Raw genomic sequence first — 17,116 nt, 5'->3', positions numbered from 1 at the left:
ATTTACAACTATTCCTGGTATTATATATCGCGCGGGTATCCTGCTTTAGCCGACAGATTCAGTACATTTCGACAAAAAAGAATTGCCTCGCCGCCTTAACAAAACCTAAACAATTAGCCCATTGTGTCGTTTTTACTATTTAAAAAATTTTTTCAATCTGCCATAATTCAAACAGCAGGAGATTAATATCAATAGTCATTACCATACCCTGGTCTTTCAGGATATCCTAACAGACATTATGAACTTACGTGCTGTAAGCCTTTTCCGAAAGTGCAGAGCAGGTATAATCCTCACTGTTTTCTGATTAATTGTAAGTTTTCCCTGGTGTGAAATGGATATTCCACAAACTCATTGTTCTGACGTAGAACAACCGAATAAACAAGGATGATATAATATTTATTCGGTTCTTCTTCCAGAGCAATCCTTGGCTATTTGACAATATTATAACGCCTGATGTTTTATCAAAATCGCAAGATACACAAACAGTTTGAGGCATACAACAATGAAACCAGCATCCGTTATCATTATGGACGAACACCCTATTGTCAGAATGTCGATAGAAGTACTGCTCGAAAAGAATAGTAATATTCAGGTTGTTCTGGAAACCGACGACAGTCGCACGGCAATAGACCATCTGCGGACCTATCCAGTCGATTTGGTCATTCTGGATATTGAGTTACCTGGCTCCGATGGGTTTACATTACTCAAGAGAATAAAATCTCTGCAGGAAAAAACCCGGGTATTGTTTCTATCCTCAAAGTCTGAATCGTTTTATGCCGGACGGGCGATCCGTGCCGGTGCCAATGGTTTCGTCAGTAAACGAAAGGATCTCAATGATATCTATAACGCGGTAAAAATGATTTTATCAGGATATTCATTTTTCCCTTCAGACACGCTTAATTTTATTAATAATATTAATATACGTAAAGGCATGCTGAATGACATGCCATTATCGAATCGCGAGGTTACGGTTTTACGTTATCTGGCGAACGGGTTATCTAATAAAGAAATTGCTGAGCAACTTTTATTGAGTAATAAAACAATCAGTGCTCACAAAGCTAACATCTATTCCAAGCTCGGACTACATACCATTGTTGAGCTAATCGATTATGCCAAGATGCATGAATTAATGTGATCGCACTCCCGACGAGGCGTCGTTCGGGAGTGAATTATCAGCGCATGATGTCAATTGTAGTTAATCATAAACGTAGCATCTGCTTTCGCGTTCCCCGGTTGAACACCATCTGCCAGCGCAATATAGTTGGCAAAAAAAGTCAGCATAGCATTGCCATTTTCATCAATGTTTACTGTCTGGCTGGCTTGTTCAAGCGGTAATCGCGTATGGTCACTATCGTGCAATTCAATCGCGACCTTTTGTGCCATCACGGCATCGTCCAGCGCCAACAACGTGGTACCCGCTGCTGGCGTGCCGGAAAAGGTTATCGAGGCCGACCCCGGCGGGCAACCTTCAAGTTTCAACGTAAAGGGAACTGGTTGGGTCGTATCCCCGGTGGTCTTTAATTGTTTTGTTGGCCAGGTACCTAATTCAACCAACTTATTGTTGTCACTGGCAATAACCGCACAGGTGAAGTCCACGATATTGCCGTGCAGTTCGATATTAATCTCACCCAGCGAGGTATCCGCCTGGCATAGCGAACTGGCTGACACTGCGGATATCAATACGAAAAGTGCATGACGTCTCATTGTTCTCTGCTTATTCATAATCAACTCGCAGATAGCCACGGGCGGTGAAAGGCCCTTCTGCTGGTTTATTGCCCGTCACGCTGACTGGCCATGCTCTAATGCCAACCCGCGCGGCAGCGTTATCATCCAACTGAAAGGGAATGGTGCTGGACAGATTGTTGGGGGTCAACGGTTTACCGCTGCTGTCAGCTACGATAAAACCTAAATCCGGGTTGTCCGATATCATCATTTGCCCGGACGCTTTTTCGGCCTCGACCCGCATGGTCAGATAAGCTTGTGCGGCAACGTTAGTGCACTTTATGGCGACCGTTTTCGTTTGCGTATTGACGCCTTCGGGCCGGTTACCAGCCCCCGCCTTGCTGAACAACGAGGCACCAATATCGCCAAAATCAAACTCCACGATTTGCCCGGCATTCACCTCACAGTTTTGTGGAACTTCCACCTTGCCACTGTAGCTTATGGTGTAAACCGGCGTACTCAGCGCATCTCCCGTGCTGGTTGTGACGTAGACACTGAACATCGTCTGTCGCGGGATCGGCACCATGTTGATAAATGAGCGAATCACTTTTAATTTAAACACCAGCTTAGAATCCATCACGCCAAAAGGCTGCTGTTTGGAAACGTTTGGGTGATTCCCCATGCGGATATAATTACGTGGAGGATAAAACAACCCGGCGTAGCTGTCGGTGATACTCATGGCCCCCAACAGGTAATCATTGAGTTTCAGATACTGAAAGTTATTTTCCGTACTTTGCACGGGGAGTTCGGTCACATAACTTCGGTAGGTGTAATTCACCGTCGTCCCTGCCGGGCAGGTTGCATTCACCCCGACCCAGCCTGACTTTTCAGGCAATGTCACTACCTGGCCCGGTTGGTTATTGCTGCTGTTAAAAACATTCGACAGATCGTAATAAACGTCCGTTGGCGTTCCGTTCGAGTTATGGCAGACCTTCGCCCATGATGTATTAGCTATAAGCAGTAAAGCGCTTCCCAGTAGCAAACCGGTTTGTCGTTTCATCATATTATCCCTGTCGCGCCGACGGTCGTTGGCACGTCACGTTGGTGAGCGTTACGGCCTGTTTCAGGCTCTCCTCAGGCAAGGTGTAGTGCGCTTCGCAGCGTGCGTTTGCGCCTTCACCCCATTGGATCAGCAAGTTGCCTTTGAGCGGCAAACCACTGAGATAAATTTGTCCATCTTCACCGACCATGCTGGTGACGCCGCTCGTGGTTTCGCGTACCACCGACCCAAATGGCACCGTTTTTCCATCCCGGTTAACCGTGATAAGCGCACGCACGCCAATGCGTGTATCAAACGCCGCACGTACCAGTGCCCCCTGCGTTGGCACAACGCTGCTAACGTTATTTTCCACATCGGTGTTGTTATTCATTGAATTGGTATCCAGCGCGACGCGGTTGTAGCGATAAACGGTGGCATACGGCATGACCGCATAGCCACGCCAGTCGGTCTGCACGCCGGTCTGGTTTTCTATCCGCACCCCCTGGGCCCCAGGTGCTTTTATCAGTACGTTGGTATCGCCCAGTGGTTGGCTGAGCGTAATGCCGTCCGCATGTCCGATGACGCCACCGGAGAGTTGCCAGTTATAGTCATGCTGGTCACGGTCATAGTTGTAACCCACGCCCAGCGTGCCATAGGCCGCCTGCCAGTTCGCGTTAGCGCTCCCGCTGTACCCGTTGGCGCTGCTGTGCCCCTGATTAACGCTGTAGCTGAGATTGCGCCCATCTAACAGCGTGCCGCCAATACCGCTTTGCCAGCTGTTTTGTCCATTGCTGTTACGGTTCGCATTAAACGTGGCGTAGGTGCGATCGAGTGCGTTATCACGCGAGTAGCGCCGCCCGGTCAGCAGACTGAACGGTACGGACACATTGAAGGCCAGGATGCGGTCGGTATCGGCGATCCCGACCGATTCATTCCATGACCAGGAGAGTGAATAGCTAATCCCCTGCCAGCCGCTGGCATACCCCAGCTGGTACCAGGTATTAGTATCTGAGGTGTTCCAGTACGTTTGCTGGCTACCCGAAACATACAGTGAACCGTAATCGCCAAGGTTCTGCGAAATGTTGATCTGAAAACGGCCCTTTTTGCTGTAACTCAGATTGTGATAGCTCTTCACCTGCGGAACATCGTGACGATTCCCTTCGCTGTCATATTCATACTCGTAACCTTCCATACTGCGATACGCCACATCATCGAGGGTATAAAACCCACGCGTCGAATAGCGGTACCCCAACAGCTGGAAGTTGGTACCGAAGTTGTTCAGTGATTTTGCATACAGAAAACGCAGCGATTGCCCCTGATGCGTACTGTCATCCGCCAGTTGGCTACGGGCATGCGTTAAATCGACAGAGACGGCTCCCCAGTCACCCAGGTTACGGCCGGTGCCTAACACCAGTGCGGTGTAGCGTGACGCTAACTGCGTGCCGCCATACGCGGTGTAACCTTCTGGTAGCCCGGCGATTAACGTTCCCTGGAAAAAGAATGGCGAAGACTGCTGGCTATTACCGCTACGAAAATCCCCAGCGACAACGTCATATTTGAAACGCCCTTCACGCTGTAGCAGAGGTACCGTGGAATACGGCACCGTATAGCGCTGTTGACTGCCGTCCTTCTCATCAACCGTTACGTCCAGGTCACCACTCGACGAGGTGGGGTTGAGATCGGTTATTGAAAAAGCGCCTGGCGAAACATAGCTTTGATAAATCACGTAGCCATTCTGGCGAATAGTCAGTTTCGCTGCGGTACGCGCAATCCCACGGACGGTTGGCGCGTAGCCCTGTAAACTGTCGGGATACATGCTGTCGGACGAATAGAGACGCGCACCACGAAAACCGATGCTGTCAAAAACGTCGTTGCCAGTGTTACTGTCACCCATCACCAACTCACCCTTCAGCGGAATAATCGCGCGCTGAAGCCATGTGCCAATATTTTTCCAGCTTTGCGAATGGTAGCCGTCACCTTTCGAGTAGTTCCATGCACCGTTATTCCTCAGCCGCCATGGGCCATAGTTCAGGCCGCTTAACATACTTAAGAAATAGCTGTCGGTATCGCTGCCGCGACTGCCAGTAAAGCTGTAGTTAACCAGCGCCGCCGGAATACCCTCATCCCACTCCTCTGGCGGAATATAACCACGCGCACTGTTCAACATTGAGGCTTGCGGCAGGCTGACATTTAAGCGCAGCGTAGAAAAATCGAAGGCAATTTCACTACCAGGAATCGCCTCTGGCAAATTAATACAGCTATTGTTCGCATCCTGACTGAGTGCCGGAAACGCAGTGATATTGACGCCAAGGCGTTTAACCCAGTCGAGATCAAAGCACGGCATCAGCCCGCCGGATTTTTCTCCGGCTTTCCCCGCGCTGGTGGAGAAATGAATATCCTGGGTGGCCATAAACTCATCATTGCGCCAAATATCCACACGATAAACGCCTTCAGGCTGGTGATTCCCTTTTTCGAAACGAGACAAATCCGCCACGGTAGCGGTATCCGCAGATAAAAATGCCGGATTGAAATAGCTTTCACCGTGGCTAAAAGAGGGAAAGAGCGCGGCCAGCGTGGACAACGCCACCCCCGCCAGCGGTGGCGTAACCCCCGGTAACAGGCCAGGAAAATACGTTGTCTTATTCATCGTTTTCTCAACGCACGCTAACCGTTTTAGCGGTGGTTACTGCGCCATAATCGTTCACCGTCTGGAATGTAACGTTTCCCTGAACACCCGTCGGCAACAGGACCTGCGTGTCATTTTTTGGCGCAACCATGACGTTATCAATCTTCGTATTTCCGACATTGAGATTGACCAACGTGACGTAATACGCTGACGGGTTGGTGATTTTCAGGTGGTTGCCGGTACGGGAAAACTGCAGCATGCCTGGTGCATCTTCCGCGATTTGTGGCAGATTATTTGGGCGGACAAAAAGTTTGATACGCGACAAAATCGCCAGTTGCAGAACGTTTTTTCCCTCAAGACTGTTTTTATTGACCGACGGAATAGCCTTCACATTCATCCAGAACAGTGATTCACGGTCTTTGGGCAGCGGCTCGCCCGCGTAGATGATACGCAGCGTGTTTTCGCTTTTAGGTTCACTGACAAACAGTGGCGGTGTGACCACAAACGATTTATCTTTGACGCCTGCGCTGTTCTCTATCCATGAATTAATCAGGAAACGTTCTTTGGTATCACTATTACTAATGGCGAGGGACGTTTGTTTGGCCTCGGCAGGATAAATAACACGAGTTGCACCTAATGCAATTCCACCAGATGCCTGCACACTGGTGGCAGAAAATAAGGCCAGTAAAATGATAAAGCCTGATTTTAGATAATTAAACATAGCTACAAATACCTTTGGCGTGATTATCGTTAGGAAATAAATCAGGGATACACCAACGTAAACCACACATCTGAACGAAGCGTTCCCGGTGTTATATATTCCGAGACAGCCCGATAGCGCGCAGTGAAATGAAACGTCATCTCTTGCGTTAAAATCGGGGCATAATGAAGCGGCAGCGCATTCGGAATTATTTGTCGTTGTCGCTCATCAAATAACGCCAAACCAATACCCGAAGTCGCAGACGCATCACCGCTGGCAAGAAAGACCTGTGGGTCTTCGGCTGGCGTAACGCCCGCAAAGGCAATCCCCACGTGGTCATAAACATCAGCACTGCACGACGTCAGGCGCAGCGAAAACGGTACGCCGGTAGAGGCAAAGCTTCCCGTCCCGGAGAACGCGTTAGTGCGGTACTGCCCCATTTGCACCCGCAAACTCTGGCTGTCCGTGGCAACCGTACAGGCACCATTAACCAGCTGCCCGCGTAAATGAAGACGGCCACTTTCCAGTATCACTGTGTGTGCAAACGCCGGCATTACGCAGACTATTCCCGCCAACGCTACGCCTTTCCCTATCATCTGCCACATCCTTCATCATCCCCGGATAGTGCCTCATCCCATGAGGCGGTAGTCATCCCTGCGAGAATCAAACGGCTTATTCGTACTTCATGATGAAAGTCGCATCCGCATTTGCCTGACCCGGCGTAGCGCTGGTTGCAGTGGCTTTATAACGCGCGGAGAAACGCAGGGTGTTGGTACCTTCCACCAGCGCCTGAGCGGTTGAGAAGGTCGCGCCATCTGGCTTCAGTGCGGTGGACGTGTTGTCCAGGATTTCGATCCCTACACCGCCCGCCGTGGTGCTGTTATCTGAGGAGGAGATAGCCAACAGGCTGTTGTTGGTAAGATCCGTCTGGCCCGAGAAAGCAACAGCAGCAGTCGCAGCAACTTTCGGATCACAGTCGTTCAGCACGATGGAGAACGGAATTTGCGCCGTGGTGTCACCAACCGCGGTGAAGCTGGCGGTACGATATTGGCCTAATGTGACAACCTGGTCGGCTGACTGAGTGCTCACCGCACAGGCTGCATTGACCAGTTCACCTTCAAAGTGAACCGTACCGCCGCTCACGCTTACCGGATCTGCCGCCACCGCTGCGCCCGCCATTAACATCATGCTGGCAAAAACAGAAGAGGTCATTAATTTACATTTCATGGATTTCCCTTGAATTACACACATCCGGCTCCAGCGTCCTGCGGGATCCGTTTGAATCATTATCGACATTAAATGTCAGGCAAATTATCTCTGCGTCCTGTAAAGATATATATCGAGAGAGAATTAGCGAAACGTGTACCCCCACTCTCCTGAGTATTTGATTCACTAATTAATCTTCACGAATATGACAATTCGTCACAGGGATAAATTAAACATTTCAATTAATGAAAAATACCTGTAATTCCTTTTAATGACCCTGGCTTATTCTTATTGGACTCTAAGAAAATTCCGGGTGGAAATGAGGCAAAAACATCCATAACAAGACGTAACAGTCTGGTTTCTGAGATATTACCCATGAAAATACCAGGGTGATGAGTTGTTTCATTTAGGTTAAGTTTCATTAGCATGCTCATGAATCACGCGCCAACATCCAACACCTGTTGCCGCGCACACGGGCTACGCGAAACACGCCAACGCACGTAAAAACGCAAACGAAAACTGACAGCACGCCCCGCTTCTGACAAAATAGTCACATCCCCTTCGACTTAACGTAACAGACGGAATCCTCTCTCTGATGGCAGCAAAGATTATTGACGGTAAAACGATTGCGCAGCAGGTGCGCTCTGAGGTTGCTCAAAAAGTTCAGGCGCGTTTAGCGGCTGGATTACGCGCCCCAGGACTGGCTGTTGTGCTGGTAGGTAGCAACCCGGCTTCGCAGATTTACGTGGCAAGTAAACGCAAAGCCTGCGACGAAGTGGGGTTTGTCTCCCGCTCCTATGACCTGCCTGAAACCACCAGCGAGGCGGAGCTTCTTGAGCTGATCGATACGCTCAATGCAGATACCACCATCGATGGTATCCTGGTACAACTGCCGTTGCCGGCGGGTATCGACAACGTCAAAGTTCTGGAGCGCATTGCACCGGACAAAGACGTTGACGGTTTCCATCCGTATAACGTCGGTCGTTTGTGCCAACGCGCACCGCGCCTGCGCCCATGTACCCCACGCGGTATCGTGACCCTGCTTGAACGCTACAACATCGACACTTATGGCCTGAACGCCGTGGTGATTGGCGCTTCCAATATTGTCGGTCGCCCAATGAGCATGGAGTTGCTGCTGGCGGGTTGCACCACCACGGTCACCCACCGCTTCACGAAGGATCTGCGTCGCCACGTCGAGCACGCCGACTTGCTGATTGTTGCCGTTGGCAAACCTGGTTTTATTCCGGGTGAGTGGATCAAAGAAGGTGCAATTGTGATTGATGTCGGCATCAACCGTCTGGAGAATGGTAAGGTTGTTGGCGATGTGGTCTTTGAGGATGCTGCCGCACGTGCGTCGTATATTACGCCTGTGCCGGGTGGCGTTGGCCCAATGACTGTCGCCACGCTTATCGAAAACACGCTGCAGGCGTGTGTTGAATATCATGATGTAAAGGACGTTTAAGATGGCCACATTTTCACTGGGTAAACACCCTCACGTTGAACTCTGCGATTTGCTGAAGCTGGAAGGCTGGAGCGAAAGCGGCGCCCAGGCAAAAATTGCTATTGGCGAAGGGTTAGTGAAGGTCGACGGTGTTGTTGAAACGCGTAAGCGCTGCAAAATCGTTGCCGGACAGACCGTCAGCTTTGAAGGTCACAGCATTAACGTCGTCGCGTGATCTCAGGTGCCGGATGACGGTTTGTTCCTTATCCGGCCACTTCCCCCATTTTCAGATAATGACTTCATCCCCACTTCACCGTGGCCTGTTAGCATGCTGTTTTTTCACACGAAGCGATCATCATGCCAACAATCGTTACCCACGCTGCCGTTCCACTCTGTTTAGGGTTAGGTCTCGGACTTAAAGTCATCCCTGTGCGATTACTGTTTACCGGAATCGCTCTGGCGATGCTGCCAGACGCTGACGTTCTGTCATTTAAGCTTGGCGTTGCTTACGGTAACGTCTTCGGCCATCGCGGATTTACCCACTCGTTGTTGTTCGCCTTCGTCGTTCCACTGCTCTGTCTCATGGTTGGCCGACGATGGTTTAAGGCAGGGCTAATACGCTGCTGGTTATTTTTGACGGTGTCATTGCTGTCGCACAGTTTGCTGGATTCAGTGACAACCGGAGGGAAAGGCGTTGGCTGGCTGTGGCCGTGGTCCGATGAACGTTTCTTTGCGCCGTGGCAGGTGATTAAGGTCGCGCCGTTTGCGCTGTCGCGCTATGCCACGCCGTACGGGCATCAGGTTATTCTTTCGGAGCTAATGTGGGTATGGCTGCCGGGAGCCGTCATGATGGGGGTGTTGTGGTGGTATCGGAAACACTAATGTGCCGGATGCGACACCAGGTGTCTTATCCGGCCTACAAAAGCATGCCTGTAGGCCGGATAAGGCGTTAACCGTCATCCGGCAATCGAGAGATTTACTTACGGCGCCAGGTGGTACCCTGTGGACCATCTTCCAGCACGATACCCATCTCGTTCAGACGATCGCGTGCCGCATCCGCCGCCGCCCAGTCTTTCGCTTTACGGGCATCTAAACGCTGTTGAATCAGCGCTTCAATTTCAGCCACTTCTTTATCGTCTGCCTGCGCACCACTTTGCAGGAAGGTTTCTGGCTCCTGTTCCAGCAGACCCAGTACGCCGGACAGCTTACGCAGATGCGCAGCCATAGCGTTAGCTGCCGCCATATCTTCGCCCTTCAGACGGTTAACTTCACGCGCCATGTCAAACAGCACGGAGTAGGCTTCTGGCGTATTAAAGTCATCGTTCATCGCTTCAATGAAACGCGCTTCAAAGGCTTCGCCACCCGCAGGGGCAACGGACTTGTCAGTGCCGCGCAGCGCGGTATACAAGCGCTCCAGCGCTGAGCGAGCCTGCTTCAGGTTCTCTTCGCTGTAGTTCAGTTGGCTACGATAATGGCCAGACATCAGGAAGTAGCGAATGGTTTCGGCGTCATAATATTTCAACACGTCGCGAACGGTGAAGAAGTTGCCCAGTGATTTGGACATTTTCTCACGGTCAACCATCACCATCCCGGAGTGCATCCAGTAATTTACGTATTCACCATCATGTGCACAGGTAGACTGCGCGATTTCGTTTTCATGGTGCGGGAACATCAGGTCAGAGCCGCCGCCATGAATATCGAAATGGTTACCCAGTTGTTTGCAGTTCATCGCAGAACATTCAATGTGCCAGCCCGGACGGCCTGCACCCCACGGGGATGGCCAGCTCGGCTCACCCTCTTTAGACATCTTCCACAGCACGAAGTCCATCGGGTTACGCTTCACATCAACCACATCAACACGCGCACCCGCCTGCAGTTGATCCAGGTCCTGACGTGACAACTGACCGTAATTCGGGTCGGTCGGTACATCGAACATGACGTCGCCGTTATCGGCAACGTAAGCGTGGCCTTTGGCAATCAGCTGTTCGGTGATTTCAATAATCTCAGGGATATGATGCGTAGCACGCGGTTCAAGATCCGGACGCAGAATATTCAGCGCATCGAAATCGTTATGCATTTCCGCAATCATGCGATCAACCAGCGCCACAAAGCTCTCGCCATTTTCATTAGCGCGCTTAATGATTTTGTCGTCGATATCGGTAATGTTGCGCACATACTTCAGCTTGTAGCCGAGGAAGCGCAGATAACGGGCAACAACGTCGAAAGAAACAAAGGTACGCCCGTGTCCAATATGACAGAGATCGTAAACGGTGATGCCACACACGTACATGCCGACTTCCCCGGCATGAATGGGTTTGAATTCCTCTTTTTGGCGCGTCAGTGTATTAAAGATTTTTAACATCGAAGATTCCGTGTAGACGTGTGTGGATAACAAAGCCCTATAATACCTATAAATTGGCCCCGAAGCAGCACACTTTGCAAGGTGATCGAACCTTGCGGTTATGCTATAACAAGCCCCTATCATGTGACCCTGACCAGGGTCGAAGCACCACTCTATCGGAACAGGATGCAAAAATGGTTACTTTCCACACTAATCACGGCGATATCGTAATCAAAACGTTTGATGATAAAGCGCCTGAAACAGTTAAAAACTTCCTGGACTACTGCCGCGAAGGTTTTTACAACAACACCATTTTCCACCGTGTTATTAACGGTTTCATGATTCAGGGCGGCGGTTTTGAGCCGGGCATGAAGCAAAAAGCCACGAAAGAGGCTATCAAAAACGAAGCCAACAACGGTCTGAAAAACACCCGTGGAACGCTGGCAATGGCGCGTACTCAGGCTCCGCACTCCGCGACAGCTCAGTTCTTCATCAACGTTGCTGACAACGACTTCCTGAACTTCTCCGGCGAAAGCATGCAGGGCTGGGGTTACTGTGTATTCGCTGAAGTTGTTGAAGGTATGGATGTCGTTGATAAAATCAAAGGCGTTTCCACCGGTCGCAGCGGTATGCATCAGGACGTACCAAAAGAAGACGTTATCATCGAAAACGTGACCGTCAGCGAGTAATCGTGACGACACTGTTTATTGCAGATCTCCATCTCTGCACGGAAGAACCGGCGATCACCGCCGGTTTTCTGCGTTTTTTAGCCGGCGATGCACGAAAGGCCGATGCGCTGTACATTCTTGGCGATCTGTTTGAAGCCTGGATAGGCGATGACGATCCCAATCCCCTACATCGTGAAATGGCCGCAGCGATAAAAGCGCTGACGGATTCCGGTGTTCCCTGCTTTTTCATTCATGGCAATCGTGATTTTCTGATCGGCAAGCGTTTTGCCCGTGAGAGCGGCATGACCCTGTTACCTCAGGAAAAAGTGCTCAACCTGTATGGTCGCAACGTACTGATCATGCATGGCGACACATTGTGCACCGACGATGCTGGCTATCAGGCGTTTCGCGCGAAGGTTCATCAGCCCTGGCTACAAAAACTGTTTCTCTCCCTGCCGTTATTCATTCGCCAACGTATTGCCGCGAAGATGCGTGCCAACAGCAAAGCGGCCAATAGCAGCAAGTCGCTGGAGATCATGGATGTAAATCCACAGGCCGTCATTACTGAAATGGAGAAACATCAGGTCCAGTGGTTAATTCACGGTCATACCCATCGCCCGGCAGTCCACGAACTCACGGCCAATGCGCAACCCGCTTTCCGCGTGGTGTTAGGTGCCTGGCATACCGAAGGTTCGATGATTAAAGTCACACCTGACGACGTTGAACTGATCGCTTTTCCATTTTAATTCTGCAGATACCCAACTCCTCTTTACACAAAACTATTCGAGTTGCATCGAAGCGGCAAATCTGTGAGTCCCCTGGCGCTTACAAAAGTCAGTGACTGGGGTGAGCAAATGCAGCCAACAAAGAGGCAGCTTGAAGAGTGAAGTGTAAAGCAACGCAATCGTTTTCCTTGTTTTTAAAACGTGCTATTCTCTCTCGCCTCTAAAGCAGTGTGAAGCACACCCACAGGAGTTTTTAGACGCATGTCTTCCCGCAATAATCCGGCGCGTGTCGCCATCGTGATGGGGTCCAAAAGCGACTGGGCTACCATGCAGTTCGCCGCCGAAATCTTCGAAATGCTGGACGTTCCACACCATGTTGAAGTCGTCTCAGCCCACCGTACCCCTGACAAACTGTTCAGCTTCGCCGAAAGTGCTGAAGAAAACGGTTATCAGGTCATTATTGCGGGTGCTGGCGGTGCAGCGCATCTGCCGGGCATGATTGCAGCGAAAACGCTGGTCCCCGTGTTAGGCGTTCCGGTACAAAGCGCAGCGTTGAGCGGTGTAGATAGCCTCTATTCGATCGTGCAGATGCCACGCGGCATCCCTGTGGGTACGCTGGCTATTGGCAAAGCGGGTGCGGCCAATGCGGCCCTGCTGGCAGCACAAATTCTGGCAACACACGACAAAGCATTACATCAGCGTCTAAGCGACTGGCGCAAAGCACAAACCGATGAGGTACTGGAGAACCCAGACCCGCGAGGTGCGGCATGAAGCAGGTCTGCGTACTCGGTAACGGCCAGTTAGGGCGCATGCTGCGTCAGGCCGGCGAGCCGCTGGGCATTGCGGTCTGGCCAGTCGGGCTGGATGCCGAACCCACCGCCGTTCCCTTTCAGCAAAGCGTCATTACCGCTGAGATCGAGCGCTGGCCGGAAACCGCGTTAACCCGCGAACTGGCGCGTCATCCGGCGTTCGTGAATCGTGATGTCTTCCCGATTATTGCCGATCGCCTGACGCAAAAGCAGCTTTTTGACAAACTCAACCTGGCAACCGCGCCGTGGCAACTGCTGGCAGAGAAAAGCGAATGGCCTGCGGTATTCGACAAACTGGGCGAGCTGGCGATTGTTAAACGTCGCGTTGGCGGCTATGACGGTCGCGGTCAGTGGCGTTTACGCGCGAATGAAACGGAACAATTGCCGGATGATTGCTACGGCGAGTGTATCGTCGAGCAGGGCATTAACTTCTCGGGTGAAGTGTCGCTGGTAGGCGCTCGCGCACACGACGGCAGCACGGTTTTCTATCCGCTGACCCACAACCTGCATCAGGACGGCATTCTGCGTACCAGTGTGGTCTTCCCGCAGGCTAACGCCAGACAGCAGGAACAGGCCGAAGCGATGCTTTCCGCCATCATGCAGGCGCTGGGTTATGTCGGCGTGATGGCGATGGAATGTTTCATTACCCCGGAAGGTCTGCTGATTAACGAACTGGCTCCGCGCGTGCACAACAGCGGGCACTGGACGCAAAACGGTGCCAGCATCAGCCAGTTCGAGTTGCACCTGCGCGCCATTACCAACCTGCCGTTACCGACGCCGGTAGTGAACACTCCTTCGGTGATGGTAAACCTGATTGGCAGCGACCTGAACTACGACTGGCTGAAACTGCCGCTGGTCCATCTACACTGGTACGACAAAGAAGTGCGCGAAGGGCGTAAAGTCGGCCACCTGAACCTGAGCGACAGCGATACTGCACGTCTAAATGCCACGCTCGAAGCATTAATTCCCCTACTGCCGCCGGAATATGCCAGCGGAATTATCTGGGCGCAATCAAAGCTGAAATAAGCCATTAATGCCGGGGAGTTGATTTTATCCTTCCCCGGCCCCTCTTCGGGCGCGTAAAATCCCCTCCATTGCTGTTTTGTATTTTCAGGACTGAACATGAACGATGGAACGGACTATCGCGCGATCCTGCTCGCCGGTACGCCTTTAATCGATGTACGCGCCCCCGTCGAATTTCAACAGGGTGCGATGCCGGGTGCGATCAACCTCCCCCTAATGAACGATGACGAGCGCGCCGCGATCGGGACCTGCTATAAACGTCAGGGACCGGAGGCGGCGCTCGCATTGGGCCACCAACTGGTCTCGGGTGAAACCCGCCAGCAGCGAATGAACGCCTGGCTGGAAGCCTGTCGCCAGCATCCAGAGGGATACTTGTGCTGTGCCCGCGGTGGCCAGCGCTCGCATATTGTGCAGCAGTGGCTGCACGAGTCCGGCATTGACTACCCGCTAGTAAAAGGCGGTTACAAGGCACTGCGTCAGGCGACGATACAGCTGACGGAAACGCTGGTGCAAAAACCTATCGTCCTGATTGGCGGCTGTACCGGGAACGGTAAAACGCAACTGGTGCAACAGCAGCCAAATGGCGTGGATCTCGAAGGTCTGGCACATCATCGCGGCTCCTCGTTTGGACGTACCGTGGAACCGCAGCTGAGCCAGGCGAGTTTTGAAAATCTGCTGGCGGTCGAAATGCTGAAAACCGACAGCCGACAGGATTTGCGCCAGTGGGTGCTGGAAGATGAAGGCCGCATGATTGGTGCCAACCATTTGCCCGAATGTTTACGTGATCGTATGGCCCAGGCATCCATTGCGGTGGTGGAAGATCCCTTTGAGTTACGCCTGGAGCGACTGCGCGAAGAGTATTTTGTCCGTATGCACCACGATTTCACCCGCGTTTACGGGGAAACTCAGGGCTGGCAGGAGTACAGTGACTATCTGCATCACGGCCTGTTCGCCATCCGCCGTCGTCTGGGATTACAGCGTTTTGCCGAGCTAACCGCGCAGCTCGACGTTGCCCTGCGCGAACAGCAGACGACAGGCAGTACCGACGCTCATATGGGCTGGCTGGTGCCGTTACTCAACGAGTATTACGACCCGATGTATCGCTATCAACTGGAAAAGAAAGCCGCGAAAATCGTCTTTCGCGGCACATGGCAGGATGTTGCCGAATGGCTTAACGCACAGTGATCAGTGTCTGTCGCGCTTATCTGCGCGTTTTGCCAGCCAGTCGCCCAGCACCTGAACGACCTGCACCAGAATAATCAGCGCCACCACGGTGACAATCATGACCTGGGTTTCGTAGCGGTAATAACCAAAGCGAATGGCCAGGTCGCCTACCCCGCCACCACCCACGATCCCAGCCATCGCGGAGTAACCGATCAGACTCACCAGCGTTATCGTCAGCCCACGCAGTAATCCCGCGCTGGCTTCCGGTAACAGCACAGTGCAGATAATACGCATCGGGCTGGCGCCAAACGCTTCCGCGGCTTCGATAATGCCTTTATCAACCTCACGTAACGCGCTGTCCACCAGTCGGGCATAAAACGCAATCGCCGCTACAGAGAGCGGAACAGACGCCGCAATCGGTCCGATGGTGTTCCCGAGCAGAAACTGGGTTAACGGCAGCAACAGCACCAACAGGATCACAAACGGTACCGAACGGATAATGTTCACCAGCACAGAACTGAGCAGATACACGAAACGGTTCTGCCAGAATAAATGCCGGTCGGTGACAAAAATAAGAAACCCTAACGGCAGGCCGCCAACGATCGCCAGTACGGTTGAGATACTCAGCATCTGGAAGGTTTCATTAAACGCCAGCGTCAAATCCGGCAATAAATCATCCACGAATCACCTCCACCTGTGCGGTACGTTGACGAATATGTTCCACAGCGGCATCGACCGCCGAAGGGTTATGCGGCGCGGTCAGTTGCACGACCAAAATACCCAGCGCGCGCTCACCGATATATTCAATTTTGCCGTGCAGGATATTTACCGCCACGCCAAACTTTACCGCCACTTCAGACAGCACTGGCTGTTCCGCTGAGTCGCCGATAAACAAAATTTTCAGCAGTTGCCCTGGCAGATGTTGCCGCAAGCGCTCCGGGAGTGTCAGATTAAGCGTGTGCGAGACCAGTTGCTGAGTAAAAGCGTGCTGCGGGTGGGCAAAGACATCAAACACCTCACCTGACTCCACCACCTTGCCACCGGACATGACCGCCACACGATCGCAAATTGATTTGATCACATTCATTTCGTGAGTGATCAGCACGATCGTGATCCCCAGTTGTTGGTTGATCTGTTTGAGCAGAGCCAAAATGGTGGCTGATGTTTCCAGATCTAACGCGGAAGTGGGTTCATCGCAAAGCAGTACATCCGGGTGGTTAGCGATGGCGCGGGCAATGCCAACACGCTGTTTTTGACCACCACTGAGCTGTACCGGAAAACGGTTTGCTTTATCCGCTAACCCGACCAGTGCTAAGATCTCCGCCACGCGCGGGGCGATTTTGCTGCGCTCCCATCCGGCAGCCTTCAGGCTGAAGGCAACGTTTTGCGCCACCGTGCGGGTGTGCATCAAATTAAAATGCTGAAAAATCATCCCAATACGCTGACGGGCCTTACGTAAGTGCGTTCCTTCCAGCGCTGAAATTTCAACACCGTTCACCTTCACGCTTCCCTGGCTTGGGCGCGTTAAGGCGTTCAGGGTACGCAACAGCGTACTTTTCCCCGCCCCACTGGTTCCCACAATGCCAAATATCTCACCTGCGCCGATGCGCAGGCTGACCTCATCTACCGCCCGGGTTGACGGTCCTCGGCCTGCGCTGAAATCCACGCAAACCTTATCTATCTCAATCATACCGACCTCAGAAATGCGAAAA

Annotated in this window: 18 protein-coding genes; 9 read left to right on the top strand and 9 right to left on the bottom strand. The window is 52.0% G+C overall.

The window, feature by feature from the left end; genetic code table 11:
- Positions 1-502: 502 nt before the first annotated feature.
- A complete protein-coding gene (gene fimZ, locus NNN64_RS15685; RefSeq protein ID WP_271441957.1) occupies positions 503-1,135 on the top strand; it encodes a fimbria biosynthesis transcriptional regulator FimZ in 633 nt (210 codons plus the stop codon).
- A gap of 50 nt (positions 1,136-1,185) precedes the next feature.
- Here the strand turns inward: fimZ and sfmF are convergent, their stop codons facing one another.
- From sfmF to fimA, 6 genes are all read right to left on the bottom strand, one after another.
- Positions 1,186-1,704, bottom strand: a complete 519-nt coding sequence (gene sfmF / locus NNN64_RS15680) for a fimbria assembly protein (protein ID WP_271441956.1) — start codon at positions 1,702-1,704, stop codon at positions 1,186-1,188.
- Positions 1,705-1,714: 10 nt separating this feature from the next.
- Positions 1,715-2,722 carry a type 1 fimbria D-mannose specific adhesin FimH gene (fimH, locus tag NNN64_RS15675; RefSeq protein ID WP_271441958.1) on the bottom strand — a complete coding sequence of 336 codons (1,008 nt, stop codon included), beginning with the start codon at positions 2,720-2,722 and terminating at the stop codon, positions 1,715-1,717.
- 4 nt (positions 2,723-2,726) lie between these two features.
- The gene (locus tag NNN64_RS15670; protein ID WP_271441955.1) at positions 2,727-5,348 is read right to left on the bottom strand and encodes a fimbrial biogenesis usher protein; all 2,622 of its coding nucleotides are present in this window, start codon (positions 5,346-5,348) and stop codon (positions 2,727-2,729) included.
- A gap of 7 nt (positions 5,349-5,355) precedes the next feature.
- Complete coding sequence (fimC, locus tag NNN64_RS15665; protein ID WP_005122054.1) at positions 5,356-6,048, bottom strand: type 1 fimbria chaperone FimC; 693 nt, start codon at positions 6,046-6,048, stop codon at positions 5,356-5,358.
- Between the two features lie 41 nt (positions 6,049-6,089).
- Entirely contained in the window at positions 6,090-6,623 is a 534-nt protein-coding gene (gene fimI / locus NNN64_RS15660) for a type 1 fimbrial protein subunit FimI (protein ID WP_271441954.1), read from the bottom strand.
- A gap of 76 nt (positions 6,624-6,699) precedes the next feature.
- Positions 6,700-7,254 (bottom strand): type 1 fimbrial major subunit FimA, encoded by a 555-nt coding sequence (fimA, locus tag NNN64_RS15655; RefSeq protein WP_271441953.1) that lies wholly within the window; start codon positions 7,252-7,254, stop codon positions 6,700-6,702.
- A 574-nt stretch (positions 7,255-7,828) separates the two neighbouring features.
- Here fimA and folD point away from each other — a divergent pair.
- The 3 genes from folD to NNN64_RS15640 all read left to right on the top strand — a co-directional run bounded on the left by folD (position 7,829) and on the right by NNN64_RS15640 (position 9,556).
- On the top strand, positions 7,829-8,695 hold the full coding sequence (gene folD / locus NNN64_RS15650; RefSeq protein WP_003021887.1) for a bifunctional methylenetetrahydrofolate dehydrogenase/methenyltetrahydrofolate cyclohydrolase FolD: 867 nt from the start codon (positions 7,829-7,831) through the stop codon (positions 8,693-8,695).
- Between the two features lies 1 nt (position 8,696).
- Complete coding sequence (ybcJ, locus tag NNN64_RS15645) at positions 8,697-8,909, top strand: ribosome-associated protein YbcJ (RefSeq protein ID WP_003831111.1); 213 nt, start codon at positions 8,697-8,699, stop codon at positions 8,907-8,909.
- A 122-nt stretch (positions 8,910-9,031) separates the two neighbouring features.
- Positions 9,032-9,556: a metal-dependent hydrolase gene (locus tag NNN64_RS15640; protein WP_271441952.1), complete on the top strand. Its 525-nt coding sequence runs from the start codon at positions 9,032-9,034 to the stop codon at positions 9,554-9,556.
- A 94-nt stretch (positions 9,557-9,650) separates the two neighbouring features.
- On the opposite strand, the gene cysS is transcribed toward NNN64_RS15640, so the two are convergent.
- The gene (gene cysS, locus NNN64_RS15635) at positions 9,651-11,036 is read right to left on the bottom strand and encodes a cysteine--tRNA ligase (RefSeq protein ID WP_271441951.1); all 1,386 of its coding nucleotides are present in this window, start codon (positions 11,034-11,036) and stop codon (positions 9,651-9,653) included.
- 173 nt (positions 11,037-11,209) lie between these two features.
- Here cysS and ppiB point away from each other — a divergent pair, with 173 nt between their 5' ends.
- The 5 genes from ppiB (at position 11,210) to mnmH (ending at position 15,425) form a co-directional block, all read left to right on the top strand.
- On the top strand, positions 11,210-11,704 hold the full coding sequence (ppiB, locus tag NNN64_RS15630; RefSeq protein ID WP_003021875.1) for a peptidylprolyl isomerase B: 495 nt from the start codon (positions 11,210-11,212) through the stop codon (positions 11,702-11,704).
- A gap of 2 nt (positions 11,705-11,706) precedes the next feature.
- Positions 11,707-12,429 carry a UDP-2,3-diacylglucosamine diphosphatase gene (gene lpxH, locus NNN64_RS15625; protein WP_271441950.1) on the top strand — a complete coding sequence of 241 codons (723 nt, stop codon included), beginning with the start codon at positions 11,707-11,709 and terminating at the stop codon, positions 12,427-12,429.
- A gap of 240 nt (positions 12,430-12,669) precedes the next feature.
- Positions 12,670-13,179, top strand: coding sequence for a 5-(carboxyamino)imidazole ribonucleotide mutase (gene purE / locus NNN64_RS15620; RefSeq protein WP_005125240.1), 510 nt, complete (start codon positions 12,670-12,672; stop codon positions 13,177-13,179).
- Positions 13,176-14,243 carry a 5-(carboxyamino)imidazole ribonucleotide synthase gene (purK, locus tag NNN64_RS15615; protein WP_271441949.1) on the top strand — a complete coding sequence of 356 codons (1,068 nt, stop codon included), beginning with the start codon at positions 13,176-13,178 and terminating at the stop codon, positions 14,241-14,243. The genes purE and purK overlap by 4 nt, the downstream gene beginning before the upstream one ends.
- A gap of 96 nt (positions 14,244-14,339) precedes the next feature.
- Positions 14,340-15,425: a tRNA 2-selenouridine(34) synthase MnmH gene (gene mnmH, locus NNN64_RS15610; RefSeq protein ID WP_271441948.1), complete on the top strand. Its 1,086-nt coding sequence runs from the start codon at positions 14,340-14,342 to the stop codon at positions 15,423-15,425.
- Here mnmH and NNN64_RS15605 read toward each other — a convergent pair whose 3' ends face one another.
- Both NNN64_RS15605 and sfbB read right to left on the bottom strand, forming a co-directional pair.
- Positions 15,426-16,085, bottom strand: a complete 660-nt coding sequence (locus NNN64_RS15605) for a methionine ABC transporter permease (RefSeq protein WP_005125237.1) — start codon at positions 16,083-16,085, stop codon at positions 15,426-15,428. It abuts the gene before it with no gap.
- Complete coding sequence (gene sfbB, locus NNN64_RS15600) at positions 16,078-17,094, bottom strand: virulence-associated ABC transporter ATP-binding protein SfbB (RefSeq protein WP_137384584.1); 1,017 nt, start codon at positions 17,092-17,094, stop codon at positions 16,078-16,080. The genes NNN64_RS15605 and sfbB overlap by 8 nt, the downstream gene beginning before the upstream one ends.
- Between the last annotated feature and the right edge of the window lie 22 nt (positions 17,095-17,116).

It is taken from the genome of Citrobacter sp. Igbk 14, from assembly GCF_028069825.1.
Taxonomy (GTDB): domain Bacteria; phylum Pseudomonadota; class Gammaproteobacteria; order Enterobacterales; family Enterobacteriaceae; genus Citrobacter.
This window is presented reverse-complemented; position numbering and strand designations above follow the sequence as displayed.

What these genes read in the sequence shown, in the direction of transcription:
- fimZ (WP_271441957.1), top strand. Translation starts at nt 503, where the DNA reads ATGAAACCAGCATCCGTTATCATTATGGACGAACACCCTATTGTCAGA.
- sfmF (WP_271441956.1), bottom strand. Translation starts at nt 1,704, where the DNA reads ATGAGACGTCATGCACTTTTCGTATTGATATCCGCAGTGTCAGCCAGT.
- fimH (WP_271441958.1), bottom strand. Translation starts at nt 2,722, where the DNA reads ATGAAACGACAAACCGGTTTGCTACTGGGAAGCGCTTTACTGCTTATA.
- NNN64_RS15670 (WP_271441955.1), bottom strand. Translation starts at nt 5,348, where the DNA reads ATGAATAAGACAACGTATTTTCCTGGCCTGTTACCGGGGGTTACGCCA.
- fimC (WP_005122054.1), bottom strand. Translation starts at nt 6,048, where the DNA reads ATGTTTAATTATCTAAAATCAGGCTTTATCATTTTACTGGCCTTATTT.
- fimI (WP_271441954.1), bottom strand. Translation starts at nt 6,623, where the DNA reads ATGATAGGGAAAGGCGTAGCGTTGGCGGGAATAGTCTGCGTAATGCCG.
- fimA (WP_271441953.1), bottom strand. Translation starts at nt 7,254, where the DNA reads ATGAAATGTAAATTAATGACCTCTTCTGTTTTTGCCAGCATGATGTTA.
- folD (WP_003021887.1), top strand. Translation starts at nt 7,829, where the DNA reads ATGGCAGCAAAGATTATTGACGGTAAAACGATTGCGCAGCAGGTGCGC.
- ybcJ (WP_003831111.1), top strand. Translation starts at nt 8,697, where the DNA reads ATGGCCACATTTTCACTGGGTAAACACCCTCACGTTGAACTCTGCGAT.
- NNN64_RS15640 (WP_271441952.1), top strand. Translation starts at nt 9,032, where the DNA reads ATGCCAACAATCGTTACCCACGCTGCCGTTCCACTCTGTTTAGGGTTA.
- cysS (WP_271441951.1), bottom strand. Translation starts at nt 11,036, where the DNA reads ATGTTAAAAATCTTTAATACACTGACGCGCCAAAAAGAGGAATTCAAA.
- ppiB (WP_003021875.1), top strand. Translation starts at nt 11,210, where the DNA reads ATGGTTACTTTCCACACTAATCACGGCGATATCGTAATCAAAACGTTT.
- purE (WP_005125240.1), top strand. Translation starts at nt 12,670, where the DNA reads ATGTCTTCCCGCAATAATCCGGCGCGTGTCGCCATCGTGATGGGGTCC.
- purK (WP_271441949.1), top strand. Translation starts at nt 13,176, where the DNA reads ATGAAGCAGGTCTGCGTACTCGGTAACGGCCAGTTAGGGCGCATGCTG.
- mnmH (WP_271441948.1), top strand. Translation starts at nt 14,340, where the DNA reads ATGAACGATGGAACGGACTATCGCGCGATCCTGCTCGCCGGTACGCCT.
- sfbB (WP_137384584.1), bottom strand. Translation starts at nt 17,094, where the DNA reads ATGATTGAGATAGATAAGGTTTGCGTGGATTTCAGCGCAGGCCGAGGA.